This window comes from Neptunomonas sp. CHC150 (assembly GCF_030397555.1).
In the GTDB taxonomy this organism is placed as follows: Bacteria; Pseudomonadota; Gammaproteobacteria; order Pseudomonadales; family Balneatricaceae; genus Neptunomonas; species Neptunomonas phycophila.
Map to the genome: position 1 here is coordinate 281,808 of NZ_JAPNXU010000003.1, position 25,036 is coordinate 306,843.

Genomic DNA, 25,036 nt, shown 5'->3' on the forward strand with positions numbered 1-25,036 from the left:
TAATGCTTACGGCGTCTTCGGATAACCAGCTCCGCTGGTTATCCATTACCTTATTCGGTTTGGTGGTTGCTCTTAGCTTATTACCTTGCTTACGTTTACTCAGCGAAGCGTTAAGCCATTGGGATCGAGGCTTAGACGCACCTCTTCTGAGCATATTGCAAAACCCGCGTACCTGGGTTGCCTTACAAAACAGCTTGTATACGTCCGGTCTAGGAACCCTCATTTCAGTTGTTCTGGGCAGTGGTTTTGCCTTTGTTTTGACACTGACTAATATCCGTTATCGCGCGTTGTGGATCTTCTGCTTTATGTTACCCATGATGATCCCTCCTCAAGTGACCGCTTTAAGTTGGCTCCAACTCTTCGGCCCTGCCAGCCCCATTTTAAATACATTAGGCATTGCTCCGGCTTTAGGTAGCCCGCAGCCTATGTATTCAGCTGAAGGGATCGCACTGTTATTAGGTATTCAGCATGCACCCTTGGTTTTCTTAGCGCTGCGGTCTCAGCTCATTTGTCTACCTAAAGACCTGATCGAAGCGGCTCAATTATCCGGAGCGTCTCAATGGCGGCTGTGGATTGATATGATTGTCCCCCTTTCACGCAATGCTATCTTTGCTGGTGCTGCTATCGCTTTTGTCTCGGCTTTAGGCAATTTTGGTATACCGGCCATGCTAGGTATTCCTGCCGGATACAGTGTATTACCCACTCTGATTTATCAGCAGATGGCCGGTTTTGGCAATGATGTACTCAGTGAAGTGGCCAGCTTATCGATGCTGATCGCCTTCTTAGTATTAATAGGGATGCTACTTCAACAGTGGATACAACAGCGCAGTAGTTATTCGCTCATAGGACATAGTGCCCAGCCTGCATCGTTTCGTTTGGGCAAATGGCGCATCCCTACACAAATTTTATTATGTGCTGTGCTGTGTTTAATTTTAATTGCGCCTTTAGCGGCGCTCATGATTAGCTCGGTGGTGCCGGCACTAGGCATGCCGCTAACGGCCGATACCTTCACTTTTGCGGCTTATAACGAAATGGTGAACAACCAAGGCTCCACAGCAAGGGCCTTTACAAATAGCTTGTTACTCGCATCCTTAGCTGCCCTATTATTAATGATTATCACGCTTCCTCTGGGTTATCGATTAATGCGGCTTTCATTAAAAGCACGAGCGGTGATCGCAAGTTTAATTGAAGTCCCTTACGCTATACCCGGTATCGTACTCGCCATCGCATTTATTTTACTTTTTTCTCGCCCCATCCCCATTATTAACGTAACGCTTTATGGAACGTTGACGCTCATTTTTTTAGCCTACTTGTCGTGCTTTTTAAGTGTGTGTTTAAAACCCGTAATGAGCGCGCTGTCACAATTAGATCCAGCGTTAGAAGAAGCCGCTCAGATTGCTGGCGCTACACCTATTCAACGGCTTATCAATATTGTGCTCCCGCTCATTTCTCCTGCGGTATTTGCTGGCGGCTTGCTGGTGTTTTTAATTGCCGTGAACGAGCTGACAGTATCTGCTCTGCTATGGAGTGCTGGCAACGAAACTTTAGGTGTTCTCATTTTTAATTTGGACGAAAGTGGCGATAGTATTTTAGCGTCAGCCATTTCTGTTCTTGTCGTTGTATTGGTAGCCAGCTTAATGGCCTTACTCAGCCTACTTGCCCCGCGCTTACCCAAAGGAGTTATCCCTTGGCACTGCTAACACTTAATCAAATCAACAAATCATTTAATGGTCAAAACGCAGTTTCAGATTTAAATTTATCGATTGAGCCTGGGGCTTTTGTTGCACTTTTAGGCCCAAGCGGTTGCGGTAAATCCACCACACTGCGCATGCTAGCTGGCTTCGAGAAGGTGAGCAGCGGCAGCATATTTCATGGAGGCCGCTGCTTATCCAATGCAACAACGCATGTAGCGCCAGAAAATCGCGATTTTGGGATGGTTTTCCAATCCTACGCACTTTGGCCACACATGAGCGTTATGGAAAACATCGCCTACCCGCTGACTATTAAACGAGTAGACCGAGCGACTAAGCAAAAGCGTATTCAAGAAGCGTTAGCAATAGTGCAACTTGAACCCTATGCGGATAGATCCCCCGCCGAACTGAGTGGAGGGCAACGCCAACGAGTAGCTTTGGCACGTAGCTTAGTGACCGAGCCAGAAGTCATCTTGCTGGATGAACCTTTGGCAAACTTGGATCGTCACTTACGCGCCACCATGGAAGAAACATTTCGTACTTTTCATAAGCGTACTGGGGCTACCATGGTCTACGTAACGCATGATCAATCGGAGGCTATGTCGCTCGCTCATCAAATAGCGGTGCTAAAAAATGGGCAACTTATCCAGTGGGCATCGCCGCAATCTCTTTATCAGCAACCCAGAACAGCATGGCTGGCCGATTTTATCGGACGTGGTTCTGTCATTAGAATGCAACCTAGCGACGAGCTACAACCAGGCAGAAAAGTTGAGCAATCACTGATCCACCAGCAGTTGATTCTTCCGCACATCCCGTCGCAAGGCGTAGATGTGCTCATTCGCCCGCAGTCGGTTTGTCTGCATCCGAGCCTGGGCATCTCAGCTAAGGTAACTCAATGCATTTATCGCGGCGGCCATTTTGACGTTGAGCTCTCTTTACCCAGCGGCCAAACGCTCCTTGCCTACCATGATACGCCGCTAGCCGTGGGTGAAACGCTTTTCGCTACCGTTCAAGAGGGATGGTCACTGGAGCCCGATCATGCCTAATATCACCCACGCCAAAGTATCAGTATTGAGTGGTTACGGTAAAAAAGCACCGGCAGCCATCTTACTGGAGTATGGATCAAAGCGTATTTTGCTAGATGCAGGTGGCAGCCTGCAATCTGGTGACGCAATGGGCTGGACGTTCCCGCCAGGACTAGACGCAATCATAATAAGCCATGACCACGTTGATCATGCCCGCGGATTAGAGCAACTAGATTATCCCGTCCCCGTGTATGCGACTGCCCCGGTCTTAGCCTTGTTGCCCAACCATTTATCCTTGCACACACTGCCTATCAAAGGGGATGTCACTATTGAGGGCATACCATTTACTATTGGGCAAGCAGGACATTCTTTGGGGGGGATCTGGATACATGCCGGTATAGGAGGTGGTATTTTCTACAGTGGTGATTATTCTCTCGAGTCTAGCTTATTCGCATTTGATCCGCCGCCACCAGCCGCACTCGCACTGATTGATGCCTCATACGGTTTATATGACGAACCATTAGCCCACACTAAAGACGCTTTACTGAGTTTGCTCGAAAGGCCTGAACCCGTTTTACTTCCCGTACCACCTACCGGGCGCGCCTTAGAAATAGCAAATTGGTTGTGGGAGCAAGGACGAGATAACTGGAGTTTAGGGCCCGATTGCCTCACTCCCGAACAAGCGCTGGCTTTGCCTCATGGCTGCCTTAAAGCTGAAGTGTTAGCAAGTTTGCAGGCTATGCCGCACTCCTCATACCAACCTAACGCCCATATTATCATCAGTGGTGACCCTGACGGTTTAGGGGGTGAAGTAGCTCGCCTACTAAAAGAAGAGCCAGACAGAACCGTTATCTACACCGGGTACTTACCCCGCAAAGCCAAACTCGATGTTAGCGCAGGTAAAGCTCACTCACTTCGCTGGAATGTACACCCCAGAAAGCAAGACTTGAAATGGATGGTCGATCACTTGCAATGCACACAATGCTTACCACTATTTCATCCCATTAACAACATTCAAGAGTGGGCCTCGTGCATTGGGCCAAGCTTAATCACACAAACACACCTAAGGATTTGCGCATGACCATAATACGCCGCCCTTTTGTGTTCATGCGTCACGGCGAAACACCGCTGAACGCCGCCGGGTTAATGGGAGGTATTACCGATAGTCCTCTTAGTGAACGCGGCATTGAACAAGCAAAAGCAGCGCAAGCTCGTTTAGACAGAACGTGGAGCGTAGTTGCGATTAGCGGGCTGCAACGCACACGAATAACAGCGCTTCATGCCGTGCCCCAATATGAGCCCATTGTATTGCTGGGGCTCAATGAGAGAAATTGGGGAGATTTAGAGCAGCAGCCCATTGCACAACAAACACCTTATGAAGTCACACCGCCCAATGGAGAGCCTTGGGCAGACTTTCAAGCAAGGGTTATTGATGCCATAAATCAGTTGCTGACACACTATGATACGCCCTTAATTATCGCGCACTCTGGAGTCAATCGCGTACTTAATAATGTCATATTGGGTAGCCCGTATGGCCCTCGTATCAATAATGCCGAACCTACACTTTTCACCCCTAGCCAAGATAATGATTGGCTAATTACGCCCTATTAAGGAGCTATTTAATGATTCATGAAGCTGTCATCGTGGATGTCGATGGTACTCTTGCCGAGTTTAACCCCAGTGAAGTACACCAGTGGGTGCTGGGAGTAGAAAAAGATTGGGATCCTTTCTTTGAGCACATGCGCAACGCACCAGCCATCACCAATGTACTTAAGCTTGTCAAACTGCTTAAAGCACAAGGCCAGCACATTATCATCTGTAGTGGCCGACCAGACTCACATCGCGAAGCAACGGTAGAATGGCTAAAGCAACAGGATGTCCCTTTTGATGCAGTCTACTTACGTCCCAATAACACGGATCATTTAGCTGACGAAGTCGTCAAGGATCAACTGCTCAAAGCCATGCACAATGACGGTTACCAACCTTGGCTCGTATTAGATGACAGAACCGCTGTAGTTGATCACTGGCGCGCCATGGGCCTTACCTGCCTGCAATGCGCTCCCGGTGATTTTTAATAAAACCTGACCAAAGCCCCCTTACAACGACTGCCGAAAGCGTGAAATATCTGTTTTCGGCGGCGCTCCAAATAAACGACTATATTCGCGGCTAAACTGAGATGGGCTTTCGTAGCCGACTTTGTAACTTGCCGTGGATGCCTCTATTCCATCGTAGAGCATAATCCGCCGCGCCTCATTAAGCCGCAATTGTTTTTGAAACTGCAAAGGAGTCATGGACGTCACCGCTTTAAAGCCTTGATATAAAGCAGACTCGCTCATATGCACCAGCTCCGCTAACTCTTTAATGCGGAGCGGCTCATTGAAACGCTGACGCAATTGATCAATCACTTTGACAATGCGGTGAGTTTGGCTATCTAGCAAAGCAAAATCACGCAATTGGCTGCCCACCTCACTCATTAGCAAGCGGTATAAAATTTCTCGTTTGAGTAATGGCAACATGATTGGAATGTCTTTGGGCTCATCCATTAAACTGAGCAAACGATAAAAAGCAGACACCATCGAATAGTCCATGTCTCCTATATTGATACCGCGTGCTTGGTCAGCCCCCACGGGCAGCTTATCCCCAAGTTCAATCACTAAATCAGAGAGTGTCTTAATATCTATATTAAAAGCCATGCCTAAATAAGGCTGATCCGAGGAGGCCTTAATCACACGCCCGCTAGCCGGCAAGGTGACCGGTACCAACAAATACTGCATCGGCTGATAGCGAATCATTTGGGAGCCTACGCTAACCTGCTTTTCACCTTGCAGCAAAAAACACACTATCGGCTCATAAACACCGGGAGTTTTTGCCGTAGGCCCATCAGATCGAAAGATACGCACGCCAAGCGCGTCATTTTCTTCTGTATGAGTAGCAGGCAGTTTGATTTTGAGCTGGGCAACCATCTGCTGACGAAGTATCTCGATACGTTGAGTCTCAGAATAGAGGTGAGATGGATCTTCTGTGTACATGATGCCCCCACGTTTAATCTCACTCCAGTATAGCCAGCGAGACGCGTCGCTGACTAATTAATCGAGGGAAATATGGAGGATTAGGCAATCATGCTGGAGTTTAAGGCAGACGCATAATTGGCTTATCAACTGATAAGCCCTATTTTTAGGTATGGTAAAGTGCTCACACCCTAGCTATTTGGCTCAATTAGCTGAGGGCGTGATAGGAGGCATCGCCGACATGGCTAGATCGGCAACCTCGCTTAACTCTTGCGGTGTTGCTCCATTATTAGCCTGAATCGCCATGCCCTGTATGATCGTTCCTAAATAACGCGCTAATGCGGGAACATTAGTTGTAGCAGGAATATCGCCCTCTTCCTGAGCCCGTTGCAACCGCTCACATACTCGCTGCTCGCCTTCTCTTCTGCGTTCTAAAAGGGCTTCTTTGACAGCACTGGCTGTTTCGCTACAAGACAGCGCCCCTTGAACAATGACACACCCTTGTGGATGGCTACTATCAGCAAAGCTTGCTGCCGCGCCGTATAACATTTTTTTAACAAACTCGTGAGCTGTCGGCTCTTCAAGAGCTGGCTCAAAAAAAGCACAGGGGCGATTCTCGTATAATTCTATCGCCTGTAAAAATAGCTGATCTTTATTGCCAAAGGTGGAATACATACTCGGTTTATTAATGCCCATGGCTTCCGTTAGATCAGCCAACGAAGTTCCGTCATAACCTTTACGCCAAAAAACTTCTAAGGCCTTTTCAAGAGCGACTTCTTTATCAAAAGCACGCGGTCTACCGACCGAAGCTGCACAACGTGATTCCGACATAACTTTCTCCTAGTGACGATTTCTTATTGTATCGCAAGCCAAACCTACTCTACTAATATATCGGATTAAGAACGAATGCCTCGCTGGCCATATCAGCAATACAGGATTAGGCAAGGATTGGTCAGCTTTTGGCATTCAATCCCTCTGCGCTAAGACATACACTGTTTCCACAAGCTAAGCATCTACTGACATGATCTGACATTCCTAACTGTTAGTCTTCCCAATACACAGAGAGTTCAGTCAACGAGCTGGGTGGCTCTGCTTATAAACCTCAAAAATAATCTATTAATCAGACAGTTACTTACTTCGTTGCAATCACGACATAGACTGTTCGAAAAATAACATACCAATCGGTACAAAATTAATTGCATCAAGTAGGATAAGCACATTATATTCTTACCAGTCGGTACAAAACTAGCCGTCGCGTCAAGAAAATTACGCTTTTCTGCTACCGCGACACTTAGTTAACCGTTTTAACGCTTTGTAAAATTGCAAGACTCAGGAGAGCAACACCATGAGCACGCCAAAATTGATTCGAAACTTTACCCTAGGCACTATCGCCGTCATGGTGCTTGCCGCATGCGGAGGAACAGAAACAACGGCACCCAGCGCGCCACCACCGCCTCCCGAAATAACCGTAGCAACAGTAATCCATGAGCGTATTACGGAGTGGGATGAATTCACAGGCCGCTTACAAGCTCCACAAACGGTCAGCTTGGTTCCTCGTGTCTCTGGATACATCGAAAAAGTACTGTTCCAAGAAGGCGCATTAGTGAAAAAAGGCGACGTGCTATTTTTAATAGACTCCCAACCCTTTGATACCGAAGTTAAGCGATTAAAGGCCGACTTAATCAACGCAAAAGCAGCGGCCCAGTTAGCGAGCCACGATTATGACCGTGCTAAAAAATTAGGTAAACAACGTGCGATCTCTAACGAAGCTGTCGACAATAGACGCGCGCAACAACAACAAACCGCCGCACAAGTCGCCTCAGTGCAAGCGGCATTAACCCGCGCCCAATTAGACGTACAGTACACTAAAGTCACGGCGCCAATCGATGGACGAGTGTCCTATGCCATGGTGACAGAGGGCAACTTTGTTAACGCAGGACAAAGCGAGCTAACCAGCGTCGTATCCACCGATACTATGTACGCTTATTTTGATTTAGATGAGCAAACATACTTAAAGTACGACCGCTTAGCCAGTGCAGGAAAGCGAGTCGATGCTCGTGACACAAACGCTGATAACCCTGTCTATATGGGGCTGGCCAACGATACCGGCTACCCGCACATTGGACACATCGACTTTGTTGATAATCGCATTAACCAACAAACGGGCACTATTCGTATCCGTGCCCGTTTTACTAATCAAGATAACAGCCTCATTCCTGGTTTATTTGCCCGCGTAAAGCTCATTGGCAGTGATACCTACGAAGGTATTCTGATCGATAACAAAGCAATCGGCACAGACTTAAACAACAAGTTTGTTCTCGTAGTAAATGCCGAAAACACATTGGAATACCGCCCTGTTACGCTAGGCGAAACAATCAACGGCTTACGCATCGTGACTCAGGGATTAGCACCTGAGGATGTCATTGTAGTGAATGGTTTACAACGCGTGCGCCCAGCTATGCAAATCAAACCCAACCCGGTTGCGATGGCTAGCGATGAAACCCTCGCCGCCTTACACGCCGAACAACAAACCCTGGACAAAGCGAGTGCGGCACTTAGCAGTGCAGCAAGCGTCACTGACAACCGCGGTTGAGCACTAAACGATTAGTACATCGTTTTTTTAATAGGCTTAAGGTTCAGTAAGGAGCCACTATGTTATCCCAGTTTTTTATCAAGCGCCCGATATTTGCCGCCGTGCTGTCACTGCTGTTTTTCATCGGTGGTGCTATTTCTGTGTGGCAATTGCCCATCACCGAATACCCAGAAGTTGTTCCGCCTACGGTTGTCGTTACCGCCAACTATCCAGGCGCAAACCCCAAAGTTATTGCTGAAACCGTCGCATCGCCACTGGAACAGGAGATCAATGGCGTTGAAGATATGTTGTACATGTCTTCACAAGCAACCTCTGATGGACGCATGACGCTCACCATCACGTTCGCGATCGGCACCGATGTCGACTTAGCACAAACCCAAGTGCAAAGCCGCGTCGAACGCGCTAAACCTCGTTTACCTCAAGAGGTTCAGCGCTTAGGTGTGGTGACTGAAAAGTCATCACCCGACCTAACAATGGTGGTGCATCTCACCTCACCCGATAACCGCTACGACATGCTCTACTTGTCTAACTATGCCTCGCTCAATGTAAAGGATGAACTAGCACGTATCGAAGGCGTAGGTGCAGTCCGTTTATTTGGTGCTGGTGAGTACAGCATGCGAGTGTGGCTAGATCCAAATAAGGTGGCGGCATTAGGTTTGTCTCCTTCCGAAGTGGTTGCCGCTATTCGAGAGCAAAACCAACAAGCCGCTGCCGGTAGCTTAGGCTCACAACCCAGTGGTGATGCTGACTTCCAACTTCTGATTAACGTGAAAGGACGGTTAGCTAAAATTGAAGAGTTCGAAGACATTATTGTAAATGTCGGTGCTCAAGGTCAGGTCACTCGTTTAAAAGATATTGCCCGTGTTGAGTTAGGCTCGTCCACCTATGCGCTGCGCTCATTATTGGATAACAAAGAAGCCGTTGCTATTCCAATCTTTCAAGCATCCGGCTCTAACGCTATTCAAATCTCGGATGATGTGCGCGCTAAAATGGCGGAGCTGTCCCAGACCTTCCCACAAGGCTTGAGCTACGACATTGTTTACGATCCAACCGTTTTCGTACGCGGTTCAATTGAAGCCGTAGTAAAAACCTTACTCGAAGCCATCATACTGGTTGTTATCGTTGTCGTTCTCTTCCTACAGACATGGCGCGCATCAATCATCCCATTAGTTGCTGTACCTGTATCTTTGGTCGGCACCTTTGCGTTTATGCACTTACTTGGGTTCTCTCTAAACGCCCTATCCTTGTTCGGCTTAGTACTCGCGATTGGTATCGTGGTGGATGATGCCATCGTAGTCGTTGAGAACGTAGAGCGGAACATTGAAGAAGGTTTAACGCCTATCGCCGCCACCCAAAAAGCAATGAAAGAGGTCACAGGGCCAATCGTTGCGACAACCTTAGTATTGGCAGCCGTTTTTATTCCAACTGCTTTCATGTCAGGTTTAACGGGTCAGTTTTATAAACAATTTGCGTTGACCATTACTATCTCTACGTTCATTTCTGCTATCAATTCACTCACGCTTAGCCCTGCCTTGTCTGCCTTGTTATTGAAGGGACAACACGAGAAAAAAGATTGGCTAACACGCGCAATGGACACCTTATTTGGTGCTTGGTTGTTCAAACCGTTTAACGTATTTTTTACTAAATTATCACACGGCTACGGCTGGATGATTAAAAAGGTTATTCGTTTTGGTGCCGTCGTTGCCTTGCTTTACATCGGGCTAGTTAGCTTGACCGGTTATCAGTTCAATACCACGCCAACAGGTTATGTGCCGGGTCAAGATAAACAGTACCTAATCGCCTTTGCCCAATTACCTGATGCAGCCTCATTGGATCGCACCGACGCAGTCATCAAAGAAATGTCGCGCATTGCTTTAGAACAACCGGGCGTTTCGCATTCTGTTGCCTTCCCCGGCTTGAGCATTAACGGCTTTACAAACAGCCCTAACAGCGGCGTTGTCTTCACCACGTTAACTAACTTTGATGAACGAACCGACCCATCAATGTCTGCACAAGCCATTGCCGGAGCACTTAATCAAAAGTTTGCGGGCATAGAAGATGCATTTATTGCCATTTTCCCGCCACCCCCGGTCATGGGTTTGGGCACCATTGGCGGATTTCGCCTACAGATACAAGACCGGGCAAATTACGGCTATAACGAGTTGTACAAGGTCACTATGCAAGTCATGCAAAAAGCATGGGCTACCCCTGAACTGACCGGCGTATTCTCAAGCTATCAAGTTAACGTGCCACAACTTGACTTGGATATTGACCGTACTAAAGCTAAACAGCAGTCCGTCTCATTAAACGAACTATTTGAAACCCTGCAAGCTTATATGGGCTCTGTGTATGTCAATGACTTCAACCAATTTGGACGTACCTACCAGGTTAATGTGCAAGCGGATGAGCAATTTAGGCAAACTCCTGAGCAGATTAACCAATTAAAAGTTCGTAACCAAAATGGCGAGATGATCCCACTGGGTTCATTTATCAATGTCACTAACACCGCAGGCCCGGACCGAGTGATGCACTATAACGGCTTTACCACTGCCGAGCTCAACGGAGGCCCAGCTCCCGGCTTTAGTAGCGGTGAAGCACAGGCAGCGATTGAAAAGATCCTTGCAGAAACCTTACCTAACGGTATGACATACGAATGGACAGAGCTCACGTACCAACAAATTTTGGCAGGTAATGCAGGTATGCTTATCTACCCATTAGTGATTTTGCTCGTATTTATGGTCTTGGCGGCTCAGTACGAAAGCTTGAGCTTACCTATGGCAATCATCTTAATTATCCCAATGACGTTGCTTTCAGCTCTGACAGGCGTACTTATATACGGCGGTGATAACAATATCTTCACTCAAATAGGGCTAGTGGTGCTCGTCGGCTTGGCAACCAAAAACGCCATACTCATTGTTGAATTTGCACGAGAGCTACAAGACCACGGCATGAATAGGCTAGATGCTATTTTAGAAGCCGGACGCTTACGCTTGCGTCCCATTCTGATGACCTCTATCGCTTTCATCATGGGCGTTGTTCCGATGGTTTACTCAAGCGGAGCAGGCTCAGAAATGCGCCAAGCAATGGGTGTCGCGGTGTTTTCAGGCATGATTGGTGTCACTATCTTCGGCCTCATTTTAACGCCTCTGTTCTACTACGCTCTAGCAACACGCGACCCCAAACCTGTCGCTATTGCCCACAACACAGACCATAAGGCAGGAGTTTAAGCCATGAGAGCACCTTTAAAAGCAGCGGTTCTCGCCTTAGTCATCGGTACACTGACGGCTTGTGCCGTCGGACCAGACTACAAAATGCCTGAGCAAGTAAAACAGGTGCCGTTTAATAGCCCTTACCAACAGGCTGGCGCGGCACTAAACTGGTGGCAAGCATTTAATGACCCCGTACTGAATCAGCTTATCGAGAAAGCGCTGGTTGAAAACCGTACCATCACCCAAGCGCGTGCTAACGTAGACCGCGCATATGCTGTTTTTCGTGATGCGGATAACAACCGCTTACCAAACGGCACGTTAGATTCTGGCTACCAAGCTTACGAAAACAGCACCTTAGATCCAAGTGATGACGACATCATTAGCCGAGGTTACCAAAGTGGTGCGAGTTTAACGTGGGATGTCGATTTATTTGGCAAAATCCGTCGCGCAAGTGAGGCAGCACAAGCAAACGCACAGCAAGCCGATATTTTGTGGCACGACGCACAACTGCAAATCATCAGCCAAGTGGCTGCGAGTTATGGTGACTACCGTGGTGCACAACTGCGTTTGCAAGTCGCACAAGAAAACGTCAACAACCTTGAACAAAGTCGCGCTATTGTGCTGGCAAGGTTAAACGCTGGTATGGCCTCCGAGCTGGAACTCGCCCGAATGGATGCCCAGTTATATGAAGTCAAAGCCAGTGTACCCGCCTACCAAAGCCAATTGGCCACCGCCGATGCGGCGCTATCATCTCTATTGGCAGCAACGCCAGGAGAGCTAGCAGACAGTGTGCTATCACAAGGGGATGTTAGCAATTTACCGCAGCTATCAAAGCCGGTTGCTATCGTAAAGGGTGAAAATTATTTGCGTTATCGGGCCGATGTTGCCAGCACCGAACGCGCATTGGCCGCCAGTACCGCACAAATTGGCGTGGCGACCGCCGATTTGTATCCCAACCTTTCGATAAGCGGTTTTTTAGGTTTTTTATCTAGCCCAGGCTTTGCAGTCAACAGCGACTCGCAAAGTTGGTCTGTAGCACCAACTCTTAGTTGGCAAGTTGCTGATTGGGGCTCAGTGAGGGCACGAATCAACTCGGCAAAAGCAAGCTCTCAAATGGCGTTGGCCGACTTTGAGCAAAGCGTATTCTCTGCACTCAATGACATGTCGCTATCGCTAAAAAGCTACAACCTGAGCCGCCAACAAGAACTCACAACGGAGCAACAGCGAGCGGCTAGCCAAAAAGCTGTACACATAGCCCGCCAGCGCTATAACGCAGGTAGCGGCGAATTTCTTGATTTACTGGATGCCGAACGCGAACTCTTACGTAGCCGCGATCAACAAGCGCAGCTAGAAAAACAAACTTTTACACGGCTAGTAAATATCTATAAAGCCTTTGGAGGAGGTATTTCAGTTTTATAACGTTTGACGTAATCATACGAGCCGCCAAGCAATACTGCTCTATTTGGGCTCGTATGAGCGCGTAATGTGAACTTACTTCGCCAAAATAGCTCGAATGACTTAATGTAGGTGCAAACACCAAACTTTTACTCTCATTCATCGGTAGGCGAAAGCAATGAATAAAATGAAAACGCTGTTAGGCAGTGCAATAGGATCTCTCATATTAACAAGCGCGCTCTCTAGCCAAGCCGCTACGCAAACCATGATTGTAGCTGGTGGTTGCTTTTGGTGCGTTGAATCTGATTTCGAGAAAATTGATGGGGTTATTGACGTTGTATCCGGATACACTGGCGGCCATCAAGAAAATCCCACCTACAAACAAGTGTCATCAGGAAAAACCGGACATTATGAAGCAGTAGAAATTACGTTCGATGATGAAAAGGTATCACTCGAAACATTAGCCAATTACTACTGGAAAACGATCGACCCAACCGACGATAAAGGACAATTTTGTGATAAAGGTACACCTTACCTCACAGCTATGTTCTATCAAAACGACGAGCAAAAAGCGGTCTTTGAAGCATCCTTAAAAAACGTGGAACAAACCAAACCTTTTGACGCGACTATTGTCACGCCCATCTTAGCTGCCAGCACTTTTTACCTAGCTGAAGATTACCACCAAAGCTACTACACCAAGAACCCAATCCGTTACAATTACTATCGCTCAAGTTGCGGCCGTGATAACCGGATAGAAGAACTGTGGGGCGAAGTAGTTACCAAAAAGCACTAAAAGCTTAGCAGCTCTGAGATGCACTTCAGAGCTGCTATATTGATACCAACAGCAATCTATATACAGTGATTACTGATATGCACCCGCTGAGTAAGTCAACTCATAGCTATGGCTATAAATTTCGATGATATTGCCAAATGGATCTTCCATGTACACCATGCGGTAAGGCTTTTCTCCAGGAAAGTACTCACGTACCGGCATACGCTGCTTACCACCTGCTTCAACGATCTTTGCTGCAAGGCCTTCTACATCAGGATCTTGTACACAAAAGTGGAAAACACTGCTTTTCCAATATTCAAAATTATTTTCTGGCTTTTGCGCATTTTTAAATTCAAAAATTTCGACACCTATACGATCGCCAGTCGATAAATGAGCGATACGAAAACGGTCCCAACCGGCACCAAAAACATCGGTGCACATTACGCCAATAGGGCTGTCATCTTCAGAAATAGTTGTCGGCTCCATAATGATGTACCAGCCCATCACTTGAGTATAAAACTCGACAGCTTTATCTAAATCGGTGACCGACAAGCCTATATGCGAAAAACTACGTGGGTAAGTCATAACTGCTCTCCTAAAAACTTTCTACAAAAAAAACCAGTGAGTGCACTGAATTAACTTCAGTATAAAGAACCCTAGGTATAAAATTTAGCGCATGTAACTAATCACTCTGATAAGATATTGTTATGATAAACCCACAATGGTTACAATCTTTTTCGGTTTTGGCTGAGCTAGGCAATTTTACTCGTACAGCTGAGCACTTAAATATTACCCAAGCCGCCGTGAGCCAACATATTCGCCGCTTGGAAGATGAGCTTGGGCCTTTGTTAATTCGAAGACCAAGGAGCGTTGAGCTTACACCAGCCGGACTCTCTCTATTAGCCTACTGCAATGAAGTAAAGCAGGCTGACAAGCGCTTAAAACTCAACTTGTCAGGTGCAGATAAAACGGCCGGCGAAATTAGCTTGATAACCCCCGGTAGTGTTGGCTTAGCGCTTTACCCTGCTTTACTCGATTTGCAAACCAACCACCCTAACTTATCTATTCGTCATCGCTTTGCGCCTGATCCAGAAGTGCTTCAAAGCGTATTAGCCAATCAATATGAACTGGGATTAGTCACGCTCAAGCCAGATGATGCTCGCATTACAGCAGACTATTTTGGCGAAGAGCCTTTAGAGTTAGTTATTCCGGCCGGTCATACAATTAAAAATTGGGAAGACTTGCGGTCATTGGGCTTTATCAATCACCCCGATGGTAAGGCAATGGCTGACCGCCTATTGAGCCGCCTATTTGCCGGCCAAGGCCATATTAACGACATCCCTATCCATGGATTTATTAACCAAATTAGCCTTATTTTAGAACCTGTATCCAGAGGATTAGGCTTCACCGTTATACCTCGTCATGCACGTCAAGCCTTTGCCAAACAGGATCAAATACACGTACTGGAATGGGGTGATGCGGTTGTTGAAACACTCTGGTTAATTCATCGAGCAGAATGGCCGCTATCAAAGCGCGCTGCATTTGCCGTAGAGGTGCTCAAAGGGCATATCGGCGATTGATTGATCATGCGCAAAGTGGCTGAGCACTACAGCCACGTACTAAGCATCAGTTTTTTATCGAGTTAATTTGATCCTTCCACATTTGTTCAATCCCGCATACGGATGTTGCACCGAAACAAGCAGTTTTAGAGCCAGTTCTTTCCGCCCAAAGCTGATCACCAAAATCGTAGTGCCACCACTCGCTAGCTAGGTTAGTAAAACCTGCCTCCTGCATGATGCTAAATAATACTCTCCTGTTATTTCGCGCTTGAATAAGTGAAGAAGCGTCGTCCAAAGCGGCCTCTTCTAGTGCGAAGGTCCAAGAATAATCACTTGCTTCATCAAAGCTCGTCCCCATATCCAAAAACCGACCATTCGTATCGCACAAGGTAACATCAACCGCTCCCCCGGTTAGGTGTGGGCTAGGGGTTAATGGGTTGTCACTGGGCGGCGAAACTAAAGTTCTTGCTTTGGACAACAGCTTATCCAATGACATTTCTGGGTTTGCTTTCTTCAGTAAATTTACCAACGTATCAAATAAGTACTGTTGCACCGAGAACGGTCTCCACCCGTCTAGAACAACAAGCGATAAATCGCTAGGCAACAAGTCCGCTGCCATGTGTAAACGATCAAGTACCGAATCACGCACAAAGCACTCCGGTAAAGCATACGTAACACGAAGCTTATAATAAGCAGGATACATTTTTAATTTAGACGACAAACTAACCGGCTGCAGGGGCTCGTTATTATCAATAATGCTAATTTTGCTAAGCAGCTCCCAGTCGGGCAGATCTTGCTTAGGTATAGGTGGGTAATTTGTGTATTTCATATGCGCTTACTTAAATAAGTTAGGTAAAAACAAAGTAAATGAAGGGAAAAATATTAGTATTACCAACACAGATAACGCGAGACCAACAAATGGCCAAATAGATTTAAACATTTCACTTAATTCTATTTTACTAACCGCTGCTGCGACATAAACGCATGCACCCATTGGTGGGGTTATTAAAGCAATTGTGATGTTCATCGTAATAATAATGCCCAGGTGCACAGGATCAACACCCGCATGCAGGGCTACAGGAGCAAAAACAGGCGTAAGCAACATAAGTGCTGAAACCTCTTCCATTAACATTCCTGTAATAAAAGTAATAAGGCTAATAAATAGCAATATCGCAACTGAATTATCTATGAAAGGATCCAACATACTAGCAAATTCGTTGGGCACTTGAGCATATGCTAGCTGCCAACTGACTACAGAAGAAGCTCCTATAATAACGAAAATAGCACACGTAAGAACGGCCGTTTCTTTTACCGCTTTATAGGCTCCTTTTAGCGATAAATTTCCACTCAGAAGACCAACAAAAAGACTATAAATAACAATCAGAACACCCGACTCCGTTGGTGTAACAAATCCAAAAACAATACTGGCTACAATAATAATCGGCGCGAGTAATGCAGGTATTGCAACAACCATTGCTTTAAAGACGCTCTTAATCGTCGGCTTTTCAGCTGATACAGCAATATTTGCTTTACGAGCATAACAATAATTAATGATCAAAAAAGCGACACCCAACAACAAACCAGGGATAACACCGGCTAGAAATAAATCCCCTACCGATGTATTCGTGATTGATGAATACAAAATCATGAAAATACTAGGAGGTATAATAGGGCCTATTAGAGAGCTACCAGCGGTTAAACCCGCTGCATAAGACGCCGAATAGCCATCTCTTTTCATAGCAGGTACTAGCAAAGAACCCAGTGCAGAAGTGTCCGCTACTGCCGAGCCATTCACACCTGCAAAAAAGACACTCGATACAACGTTAACATAGCCAAGACCTCCTCTTAAATGACCCACAAGCGATTTGGCAAAGTCAATTAATTTAGGAGTTAAACCTGCGGCATTCATTAAATTACCCGATAAGATAAATAATGGAATAGCCATTAAGGAGAATGAGTTTATCCCGCCAAAAAACTGTTGAGGCAACATACGAAACATCATACTGGGATCAATAAATAAAAAACCAGTAACAGACGTAATTAATAAACTTATAAAAAGAGGCAACCCTAATAAAACATTAACAACAAAAACAATTAGCATAGCAGTTAACATGTTTTATCCTCATAAAAAGGCCCGCGAAAAAGCGCGACCAAAAACAATGTACCAAAGCCAATTGGAAGTGCTAGAAGAGGTATCATTTTACTTACGCCCAAGCCTAATGTACTAAATCGATTAAGGGATATTGAATAGTGATAACTGCCATAAAAAAACAAAAGACTAACTAATAAGACAACAACCCATCTGTAAATTCTAATGATTAAATTAATCTTAGTTGGTAAGTATTGATCTAAAATAGTAACACGCATGTGAGAATCGACTATGTAGACATAACTCATAGTTAGCATAACAGTTCCGATAATCATAAAACGGGCTAATTCATCAGACCATATAGGTGCGCCATTTAATAAGTAGCGCGATATAACACCATAAAGTAAAACTGTAATATTTAAAGAAAGCGCTATACAAGATAAAAAGTGGAAATAACGGGCAACACGTGCAGTAATTTTTCTATTCATTTTTTTTACCGTCAACCAAGCGCTTGTTAAAGCGCTTGGTACCCATCTATCAATTACAATAAAGCGGGATTACTTAACATCATCCAGAGCTAAATCAATCCATTTTTGATCAATGTCTTGCTCGGACAACCACTCAAGATAAGACGGTAAGCCAATGTCCTTGAACTGAGCTAACTCCTCTGTGGTTGGCTGATAAACTTCCATACCATTTTTAGCAAGGTAATCAATGCGAGTATCAACTTGTTTCTCTACTGATTCTCGATTGATCAGAGTTGCCTCACGAACGGCCTCTTCAAGCACCGCACGCTCCTCATCTGAAAGACTTTTAATTAGCTCATCATTAGCGACCAAAAACTGATCGGAATACTGAATATTCGCCAACGTTAGGTATTTTTGAACCTCGTTTAAACTTCCCAATATGATGTACATTGGAGGGTTCATTTGACCATCAGCTACACCTGTTTTTAGAGCCATATACACTTCTGTCCATGGAATAGGCGTGCCTGATGCCCCAAAAGATTCGTACAAGGCTACTTGGCTTGGATCCATTGCTCTAAAACGAAGGCCTTCAAAATCACTTGGCGAATGAATAGGACGTTTGTTATTAGTAAAAGCTAAGAAACCTCCCTCTTCGACAACAGCCATCAAGTGTGTGCCAGTTCTTTTTAAGAACTCATCCTGTGCCGCTTTCCAGTATTCGCCTTCATCAAAAAACTTATGGGCAGCAGCAAAGTCGCTGAACAAGAATGGGGTTGCACTTGCGTAAATTTCAGGGAAAAGTGGTGACACTCCCGCAAATGAAGCAACATTCAAACTAGGCGTGCTCATTACCTGCTCCATTCGCTCCTCTTCTTCACCCAGCATACTGTTAGGGTAAAGTTTGATTTCTAGTTCACCGTTAGTTTTTTCTTCCACTAATTTTTTAACATTGCTGGCAAACAGGTGTACGGCATTTTTTTCGATATCAGCGGCGCCGTTATAGCTCAAGTTAATCGTTTGAGCTAAGGCAGAACCTGCACTCATTGATATACAAACAGTCAGTAAAGTTTTACATCCTAATGTTTTGATCTTGTCTAACATATATTGCTCCACTTGTTTTAGTAATAATTAGTTCTCATACGAGAGTAATCGTTGCATTGTTGACAGTTCAATATGCTAAGTGTTGTTTTATAAACAACACTATCACTTCACATCGATTTTTAAGAAACGTGTTGAACTTAACAAATGGTTAAAAAGCTCCTGAGCCGCGGGGGTAAGCTGCCTACCTTTCTGGCTTAAAACACGAACTTTTGCCCTTGATAAGACCGGATGAGTGGTTTCAACAATTGAGATTAGACCGGCATCCACTTCTGACTTAACCGTTAACCTAGGCATAAAACTAATGCCCGAACCTGAAACAACAAAATTTTTTAAAACAGCGACGGAGTTAGTCTTTAAGCGTGGTGAGAGAACAAATCCTCCCTCCTCCTCTGCAAGGCTCACTAGCCTCCCCATGCCCGTAGAATGGTCTATTAAGGCCAATGAATGATGGATAACTTCTCTTACATCAATAGGTCGGTTTAGCTGAGTCAACGGATGGTTAGCCGGCGCAATAATATCTAGCGGATGGAGTGTTTCAAGCAAGCACTCTAGTCCGGGATGGCTTTGTGAAGCATACGTCACGGCAAAATCGATTCTATCGTCTTCTAAGAGCTGTATAGCCTCTTTCGCACCCGCCATATCAACACCCAATTGGATGCCTGGGTACTTAACGAGAAAGCTTTGCAAGGATGAAGAAATTAAGTCCGTAATAAAACCTTCACCAATTGCAATTTTTACCTCTCCCGATCGTAATTCAGTCAAATCTTTAATGTTAGAAATCGTCTGGGACTCGAAAGCTTGGACTTTTCTGAAATAGGTTATGAGCTCACGGCCTGAAGAGGTAATGTGACTTGCGTTACCTTTGCGAACCAAAATTTTGGTTTCTAGTGAATCCTCTAAAGCCGATATAGATCTACTCACTGCCGAAGGATCAACATTCAATTTAAGAGCAGCTTTCCTTAAAGAACCGTATCGATCAATCGCACTAATAAATTCTAGAGCCCTCATGTTTAGATGTTTCATGATTTTCTCATACTCTATGACTCATATTGATTAACGAGAATCGTAACTTTGCAACCAGCGTTGGATGTAACTGCTTAATTGCAAGCAATTAACAAGCCATTACTATCACAAAATGGACTTGACCAGAAAGAGGAATGAAACAGGAAAAAGTAGGAGAACAGTTCAGTAAATAGATATAGCCCGCCTGTAGAGTGACAGGCTATCACTTTTGAAAACAACCGACATTTGCAGTTTTGTTAACTTAGCAACCACTCCCGTATCATGCTTTGGCTAGGTATAGAACCTGAGTGCATCAGCTGCTCATCAATCACTACAGCAGGAGTACTCATTACACCATAACTCATAATCACTTCTGGGCTTGTCTCTTTAGCTATTTCGACCGGGACATTAGAGCTGTCTGCCACTGTTTGAATAATCTCTGCTGTTTTAATGCATTTAGCACAACCCGTTCCTAATATTTTGATCTGTTTCATACACACTCCAATGACCTGCCTACACAAGATAAAAAAGGTTTAGCATCCAGCCCATCACCGAAAAGGAAACAAGCAGCAAAAAGAAAATAATGATTAAGAGCTTCCAAGTCATGACTTGCTTTAACAAGATAAATTCTGGAAAACTCGCAGCTACCGTACTCATACAAAACGCGAGCGTTGTCCCAATAGGCAAACCTTTTGTAATTAGACTTTCCATCACAGGAATAACACCTGTAGCATTTGAATAAAGTGGAACCCCAGCTAACACGGCTATTGGAACAGACCACCATTCCCCATGCCCCAAGTTAGCCTCAAACCATGCATCCGGTACAAACCCATGCAATGCAGCTCCTAGTCCAACACCGATAAATACCCATATCCAAACACGCTTTATAATGTCCAGTAACTCTTGCTTAGCAAACATATGGCGTGCTTCAAAGGTGAGACGTTTTTCATTGGCCGCATTACCACTAAAGTCTTTCGGGTTTTGGTAAGCTTTAAGCGCAAACGACTGAAGCAATCGTTCTGCATGAATTAAGTCTAGAAATAGCCCCCCAATAACTCCCACGGCTAAACCAACTAATACATACGTCAGCGTGATTTTCCATCCAACTAAACTCACTAATAACAACACAGCCACTTCGTTAATTAACGGTGATGTCAGGAGGAAAGCCATGGTTATTCCCACAGGAATCCCCGCGGATGTAAAACCAAGAAAAACAGGAATACTCGAACAGGAACAAAACGGTGTAATGGCACCAAACAAAGCCCCCATACTGTATCCGACAGTACGGTGCTTTTTAGCTAAATAGTCCCTCACCCTTTCAATGTTCAGGGAAGCACGCAACAATGCAATGCAGTAGATCATTATGATCAGCAGGAAAAATATCTTGGTGGTATCTTCGATGAAAAAATGAACAGACTGGCCTAACTTAGAATCCGGCAGAAGCCCTAATAATGAATACGCCACCCAATTAGCTAGCTCAGTGAAGATTGCTAACATTCACATTCCCCTAAAACCAAATTCTTAAGATAGAAAGCAGTGATTGTATGCTGCCTGCCATCTTTTACATTCTGCTCGCTAAAGGCACTTGCCTCACCGCGTAGTAAACACTTTACTCTCGCAAAAAATTTTCACCAATGACGTAAATCATAGAAGCCCCCATGATTTTCATTTGAAAAATAAAATCTATAAACGGTCGAGGTATGGGAAAAATGAGTTAACTAAATTGATGCTATAAAAGAAAAGCCTGTGCCGTGTGGCTTAACGGGCTATATAAGATTGGATTATCAATATTGGTCGGAACGGCAGGATTTGAACCTGCGACCACTTCACCCCCAGCGAAGTGCGCTACCAGACTGCGCTACGCCCCGACATATGACAAACAGATGACGCTGCTTATCGAATAGGCGGTAATAGTAACCAAAGCGATTGAATCTGTGAAGGTTTTTTATAAAAAACAGTTAAGTAAATATCGTAAACTAAACAAGGGGACTAACTTTGCGGGCAATAAAAAAGCGCTATCCCGAAGGCTAACGCTTTTTAAGTGTAACTAGAATGGACTCTAGTTCAGTTATTGTCTGTCTCAACAGCTCTTTATAACGGATATTTTCGTCGCCGCTTTGCTGGCTCTTAAACCACTGCTTTGCACCGCTTGTTGTGTAACCTTGCTCATGAAGCAGGCTCTTAATTTGGCGGATTAACAGAATATCCTGCTGTTGATAATAACGTCGGTTATTACGTTTAACGGGCTTGATCTGATCAAATTCTTGCTCCCAATAACGCAGCACATGTGCTTTCACATCACATAAAGCCGCTACCTCACCGATAGTAAAGTAACGCTTGCTGGGTATTGCAGGAAGATCAGGCTGACTCGGACCTGCTGTCTGCATAGTCGTCTACACGGTCCTTTAATTTTTGTCCTGGACGAAATGTCACAACGCGCCGTGCGGTAATAGGCACTTCTTCACCAGTTTTAGGGTTTCGGCCCGGGCGCTGGCGTTTATCGCGCAGGTCAAAGTTTCCGAAACCAGAAAGTTTGACCTGTTCGTTAGACGCGAGGCTCTCACGAATTTCATCAAAGAAGGATTCAACCATATCCTTGGCTTCTCGTTTGTTAAGACCTAACTCTTCGTACAAACGTTCTGCCATGTCTGCCTTAGTCAAAGAACTCATGAACACCACCTTTGCTAATCTCTTAACGTTGCTCCTGCATGTGAGCTCAACGCATCCAGTACATCTTTAACCGCCGCATTGATCTCGTCTTCATTAAGAGTGCGCGAAGGATGTTGCCAGGTCAAGCCCAAAGCAATACTTTTTCTACCAACTTCAATACCTTGGCCCTGGTAAACATCAAAAAGGATGACTTGTTTTAAGTATTCACCCCCATTTTTCTGCGCCACATCACGAATCATCTCGTAAGGTGTTTTTTCATCTACGATCAGAGCTAGATCTCGACGTGACTCAGGAAACTTAGATAACTCCGCAAAGCGAGGTAACTTACCTTCTTTAATGACATCAAGACGTAACTCAAACAAATAAACAGGGCCCGTTAAGTCTAATTTTTTTACCAATGCAGGATGTAAAGCACCGATAAAGCCAACCGTTTCTCCTGCTCGTTCTATACGGGCTGACTGGCCAGGATGCAACGCAACATGCTGGTCAGCTACAAATGTGTACTGATCACCAGCGCCACCTAAGTTGAGGATGGTTTCTACATCGCCTTTAATATCATAAAAGTCTACAGGGTCTGATTTGCCCATCCAGCTTTCAGGATGTCGGTTGCCCGATAATAACCCTGATAAAACATTTTCTTGGACTAAATCCTCCCCAACAGGCAAGAATCGCTGACCTGATTCGAACAAACGAACACGGCTTTGCTGTCTGTTTTGGTTATATTGCAATGCTTTAACCAAACCAGGCCAAATGGAAGTACGCATAACAGCCATTTCAGCTGAAATAGGATTAGCCAATGCCAGTGCTTCGTACTGATCATCAAAAAGTTGCTGAAGGCCTGTTTCGATAAAGCTGTAAGTAATGGCTTCTTGATAACCTAATGCAACCAAACTACGACGAATACTGTGCATCGACACTTGGGTTTCATCATCAGGCACAAACGATAATGCGGCCGTTGGCATTTTAACAGGAAGGTTGTTGTAGCCGTAAACACGTGCAAGTTCTTCAATCAGGTCAACCTCAATGCTGATATCAAAACGGTATGATGGAATAGCAACTTGCCATTGTCCTTCACCATCCACGGTAATATCCATACCTAAACGCGTTAGAATCTCTTCAATTTCAGCGCTAGGCATATCAAAAGCTAGCATTTGATTAACTTTAGAGTGGCGTAGCGTTACTGTGCGTGCACCTGGTAGATGCTCTTCACTAACGGCTTGCGTAACCGGCCCAACTTCACCACCACAAATGTCAACTAACAATGCCGTAGCACGCTCAATTGCTTCATGTTGTAATTGCCAATCAACACCACGCTCATAACGGTGAGACGCATCAGTATGAAGACCATAAGCACGCGCGCGACCCGCAATAGCAATTTGATCGAAAAAAGCGCACTCAAGGAAAATATCTTTTGATTCTGTAGTGACACCCGTCGCCTCACCACCAAAGATACCCGCCATTGCAACCGGCCCCGTGTTATCAGCAATGATCAGAGTATCGTCATTCAGTGCCACTTCGTTACCGTCTAATAACGTGAGTTTTTCACCTGACTTTGGTAAACGAACCACAATACCACCGCTCAACTTAGCTAAGTCAAACGCATGCAAAGGCTGTCCCAGCTCGATAAGCACATAGTTTGTGACATCAACCACAGGATCAATTGAACGGATACCCGCACGGCGTAATTTTTCTACCATCCACAAAGGTGATTGGGCTGTGACATCAACATTACGTATAACGCGTCCTAAATAACGTGGGCACGCTTGCGGTGCTTCTAGCACGACAGGGAAGGTATCATCGATAGTCGCAGGAACCGGTTTTACTGAAACAAACTCAACTGGAGCTTTATTCAACACACCTACTTCGCGCGCCAAGCCTTTTATGCTTAAACAATCACCGCGGTTGGGCGTTAAATCAACATCGATAATTTGATCATCTAAATTCAAGTAATCACGAAGATTGGTGCCAACAGGCGCATCGGCTGCCAGCTCCATAATTCCACCGTGATCTTCTGACAAACCCAGCTCATCTTCAGCACACAACATACCGTGTGATTCAACCTGACGTAACTTGGCTTTCTTAATTTTGAACGGCCCATCCGGAGACGGTAAAACAGCCCCCACTTTCGCAAAGCCCGTTTTTAAACCAGCGCGAGCATTAGGAGCACCACAAACCACCTGAAAGGTCTCCGTGCCATCGCTCACCTGGCAAACCTGGAGTTTGTCTGCATTTGGGTGCTGTTCGGCGCTTAGAATTTCACCGACCACAACGTTACTAAAATCTTTAGCTACGGGCGCAACCTCATCGACTTCAAGGCCGGCCATTGTAATTTGATCCACCAGCGCTTGTGTGCTGATTGATGGATTAACGAGCTCGCGTAACCACTTTTCACTGAATTTCATGCTGCTTTCCTGAGAATTCTTAGCTATCTACTGTGTGTACTTTCGTGCGACTG

Annotated in this window: 23 protein-coding genes and 1 tRNA gene; 10 read left to right on the forward strand and 14 right to left on the reverse strand. The window is 45.3% G+C overall.

Going from position 1 to position 25,036, the window contains the following annotated elements; translation table 11 throughout:
* The first annotated feature begins 2 nt into the window (after positions 1 to 2).
* The 5 genes from OW491_RS03790 to OW491_RS03810 are packed head-to-tail and all read left to right on the forward strand — an operon-like array spanning position 3 to position 4,791.
* The gene (locus OW491_RS03790; protein ID WP_178968442.1) at positions 3 to 1,700 is read left to right on the forward strand and encodes an iron ABC transporter permease; all 1,698 of its coding nucleotides are present in this window, start codon (positions 3 to 5) and stop codon (positions 1,698 to 1,700) included.
* Positions 1,688 to 2,737 (forward strand): ABC transporter ATP-binding protein, encoded by a 1,050-nt coding sequence (locus tag OW491_RS03795; RefSeq protein WP_290034725.1) that lies wholly within the window; start codon positions 1,688 to 1,690, stop codon positions 2,735 to 2,737. The genes OW491_RS03790 and OW491_RS03795 overlap by 13 nt, the downstream gene beginning before the upstream one ends.
* On the forward strand, positions 2,730 to 3,797 hold the full coding sequence (locus OW491_RS03800) for an MBL fold metallo-hydrolase (protein ID WP_290034727.1): 1,068 nt from the start codon (positions 2,730 to 2,732) through the stop codon (positions 3,795 to 3,797). The genes OW491_RS03795 and OW491_RS03800 overlap by 8 nt, the downstream gene beginning before the upstream one ends.
* Positions 3,794 to 4,327: a histidine phosphatase family protein gene (locus OW491_RS03805; protein ID WP_075180244.1), complete on the forward strand. Its 534-nt coding sequence runs from the start codon at positions 3,794 to 3,796 to the stop codon at positions 4,325 to 4,327. The genes OW491_RS03800 and OW491_RS03805 overlap by 4 nt, the downstream gene beginning before the upstream one ends.
* 11 nt (positions 4,328 to 4,338) lie before the next feature.
* On the forward strand, positions 4,339 to 4,791 hold the full coding sequence (locus OW491_RS03810) for an HAD family acid phosphatase (RefSeq protein ID WP_290034729.1): 453 nt from the start codon (positions 4,339 to 4,341) through the stop codon (positions 4,789 to 4,791).
* 21 nt (positions 4,792 to 4,812) lie between these two features.
* Here OW491_RS03810 and OW491_RS03815 read toward each other — a convergent pair whose 3' ends face one another.
* Both OW491_RS03815 and OW491_RS03820 read right to left on the reverse strand, forming a co-directional pair.
* The gene (locus OW491_RS03815) at positions 4,813 to 5,745 is read right to left on the reverse strand and encodes an AraC family transcriptional regulator (RefSeq protein ID WP_290034731.1); all 933 of its coding nucleotides are present in this window, start codon (positions 5,743 to 5,745) and stop codon (positions 4,813 to 4,815) included.
* Positions 5,746 to 5,928: 183 nt separating this feature from the next.
* A complete protein-coding gene (locus OW491_RS03820; RefSeq protein ID WP_075171661.1) occupies positions 5,929 to 6,555 on the reverse strand; it encodes a TetR/AcrR family transcriptional regulator in 627 nt (208 codons plus the stop codon).
* Between the two features lie 514 nt (positions 6,556 to 7,069).
* Here OW491_RS03820 and OW491_RS03825 point away from each other — a divergent pair.
* From OW491_RS03825 to msrA, 4 genes are all read left to right on the forward strand, one after another.
* On the forward strand, positions 7,070 to 8,317 hold the full coding sequence (locus OW491_RS03825) for an efflux RND transporter periplasmic adaptor subunit (RefSeq protein WP_075180242.1): 1,248 nt from the start codon (positions 7,070 to 7,072) through the stop codon (positions 8,315 to 8,317).
* 59 nt (positions 8,318 to 8,376) lie between these two features.
* A complete protein-coding gene (locus OW491_RS03830; protein WP_290034732.1) occupies positions 8,377 to 11,544 on the forward strand; it encodes a multidrug efflux RND transporter permease subunit in 3,168 nt (1,055 codons plus the stop codon).
* Positions 11,545 to 11,547: 3 nt separating this feature from the next.
* The gene (locus tag OW491_RS03835) at positions 11,548 to 12,945 is read left to right on the forward strand and encodes a TolC family protein (RefSeq protein ID WP_290034734.1); all 1,398 of its coding nucleotides are present in this window, start codon (positions 11,548 to 11,550) and stop codon (positions 12,943 to 12,945) included.
* 154 nt (positions 12,946 to 13,099) lie between these two features.
* The gene (gene msrA, locus OW491_RS03840) at positions 13,100 to 13,714 is read left to right on the forward strand and encodes a peptide-methionine (S)-S-oxide reductase MsrA (RefSeq protein ID WP_290034735.1); all 615 of its coding nucleotides are present in this window, start codon (positions 13,100 to 13,102) and stop codon (positions 13,712 to 13,714) included.
* Positions 13,715 to 13,783: 69 nt separating this feature from the next.
* On the opposite strand, the gene OW491_RS03845 is transcribed toward msrA, so the two are convergent.
* Complete coding sequence (locus OW491_RS03845; RefSeq protein ID WP_075171656.1) at positions 13,784 to 14,278, reverse strand: lactoylglutathione lyase family protein; 495 nt, start codon at positions 14,276 to 14,278, stop codon at positions 13,784 to 13,786.
* Positions 14,279 to 14,400: 122 nt separating this feature from the next.
* Between OW491_RS03845 and OW491_RS03850 the strand changes: the two genes are divergently transcribed.
* Positions 14,401 to 15,273 carry a LysR family transcriptional regulator gene (locus OW491_RS03850; protein ID WP_290034736.1) on the forward strand — a complete coding sequence of 291 codons (873 nt, stop codon included), beginning with the start codon at positions 14,401 to 14,403 and terminating at the stop codon, positions 15,271 to 15,273.
* Positions 15,274 to 15,319: 46 nt separating this feature from the next.
* On the opposite strand, the gene OW491_RS03855 is transcribed toward OW491_RS03850, so the two are convergent.
* From OW491_RS03855 to pheT, 11 genes are all read right to left on the reverse strand, one after another.
* Positions 15,320 to 16,081, reverse strand: coding sequence for a M15 family metallopeptidase (locus OW491_RS03855; RefSeq protein WP_290034739.1), 762 nt, complete (start codon positions 16,079 to 16,081; stop codon positions 15,320 to 15,322).
* A gap of 6 nt (positions 16,082 to 16,087) precedes the next feature.
* Positions 16,088 to 17,365 (reverse strand): TRAP transporter large permease, encoded by a 1,278-nt coding sequence (locus OW491_RS03860; protein ID WP_290034741.1) that lies wholly within the window; start codon positions 17,363 to 17,365, stop codon positions 16,088 to 16,090.
* Positions 17,359 to 17,829 carry a TRAP transporter small permease subunit gene (locus OW491_RS03865; RefSeq protein ID WP_178968435.1) on the reverse strand — a complete coding sequence of 157 codons (471 nt, stop codon included), beginning with the start codon at positions 17,827 to 17,829 and terminating at the stop codon, positions 17,359 to 17,361. The genes OW491_RS03860 and OW491_RS03865 overlap by 7 nt, the downstream gene beginning before the upstream one ends.
* A gap of 69 nt (positions 17,830 to 17,898) precedes the next feature.
* A complete protein-coding gene (gene dctP / locus OW491_RS03870) occupies positions 17,899 to 18,852 on the reverse strand; it encodes a TRAP transporter substrate-binding protein DctP (RefSeq protein WP_290034764.1) in 954 nt (317 codons plus the stop codon).
* Positions 18,853 to 19,011: 159 nt separating this feature from the next.
* The gene (locus OW491_RS03875; protein ID WP_290034743.1) at positions 19,012 to 19,932 is read right to left on the reverse strand and encodes a LysR family transcriptional regulator; all 921 of its coding nucleotides are present in this window, start codon (positions 19,930 to 19,932) and stop codon (positions 19,012 to 19,014) included.
* A 236-nt stretch (positions 19,933 to 20,168) separates the two neighbouring features.
* A complete protein-coding gene (locus tag OW491_RS03880) occupies positions 20,169 to 20,405 on the reverse strand; it encodes a thioredoxin family protein (RefSeq protein ID WP_277252474.1) in 237 nt (78 codons plus the stop codon).
* 19 nt (positions 20,406 to 20,424) lie between these two features.
* On the reverse strand, positions 20,425 to 21,408 hold the full coding sequence (locus OW491_RS03885) for a permease (RefSeq protein ID WP_290034745.1): 984 nt from the start codon (positions 21,406 to 21,408) through the stop codon (positions 20,425 to 20,427).
* 294 nt (positions 21,409 to 21,702) lie between these two features.
* Positions 21,703 to 21,779 (reverse strand) — tRNA-Pro (locus tag OW491_RS03890).
* A 159-nt stretch (positions 21,780 to 21,938) separates the two neighbouring features.
* Positions 21,939 to 22,298 carry a MerR family transcriptional regulator gene (locus tag OW491_RS03895; protein WP_075180236.1) on the reverse strand — a complete coding sequence of 120 codons (360 nt, stop codon included), beginning with the start codon at positions 22,296 to 22,298 and terminating at the stop codon, positions 21,939 to 21,941.
* Positions 22,270 to 22,581, reverse strand: coding sequence for an integration host factor subunit alpha (gene ihfA, locus OW491_RS03900; protein ID WP_075171645.1), 312 nt, complete (start codon positions 22,579 to 22,581; stop codon positions 22,270 to 22,272). The genes OW491_RS03895 and ihfA overlap by 29 nt, the downstream gene beginning before the upstream one ends.
* Positions 22,582 to 22,595: 14 nt before the next feature.
* Positions 22,596 to 24,983, reverse strand: coding sequence for a phenylalanine--tRNA ligase subunit beta (gene pheT / locus OW491_RS03905; protein ID WP_290034746.1), 2,388 nt, complete (start codon positions 24,981 to 24,983; stop codon positions 22,596 to 22,598).
* Between the last annotated feature and the right edge of the window lie 53 nt (positions 24,984 to 25,036).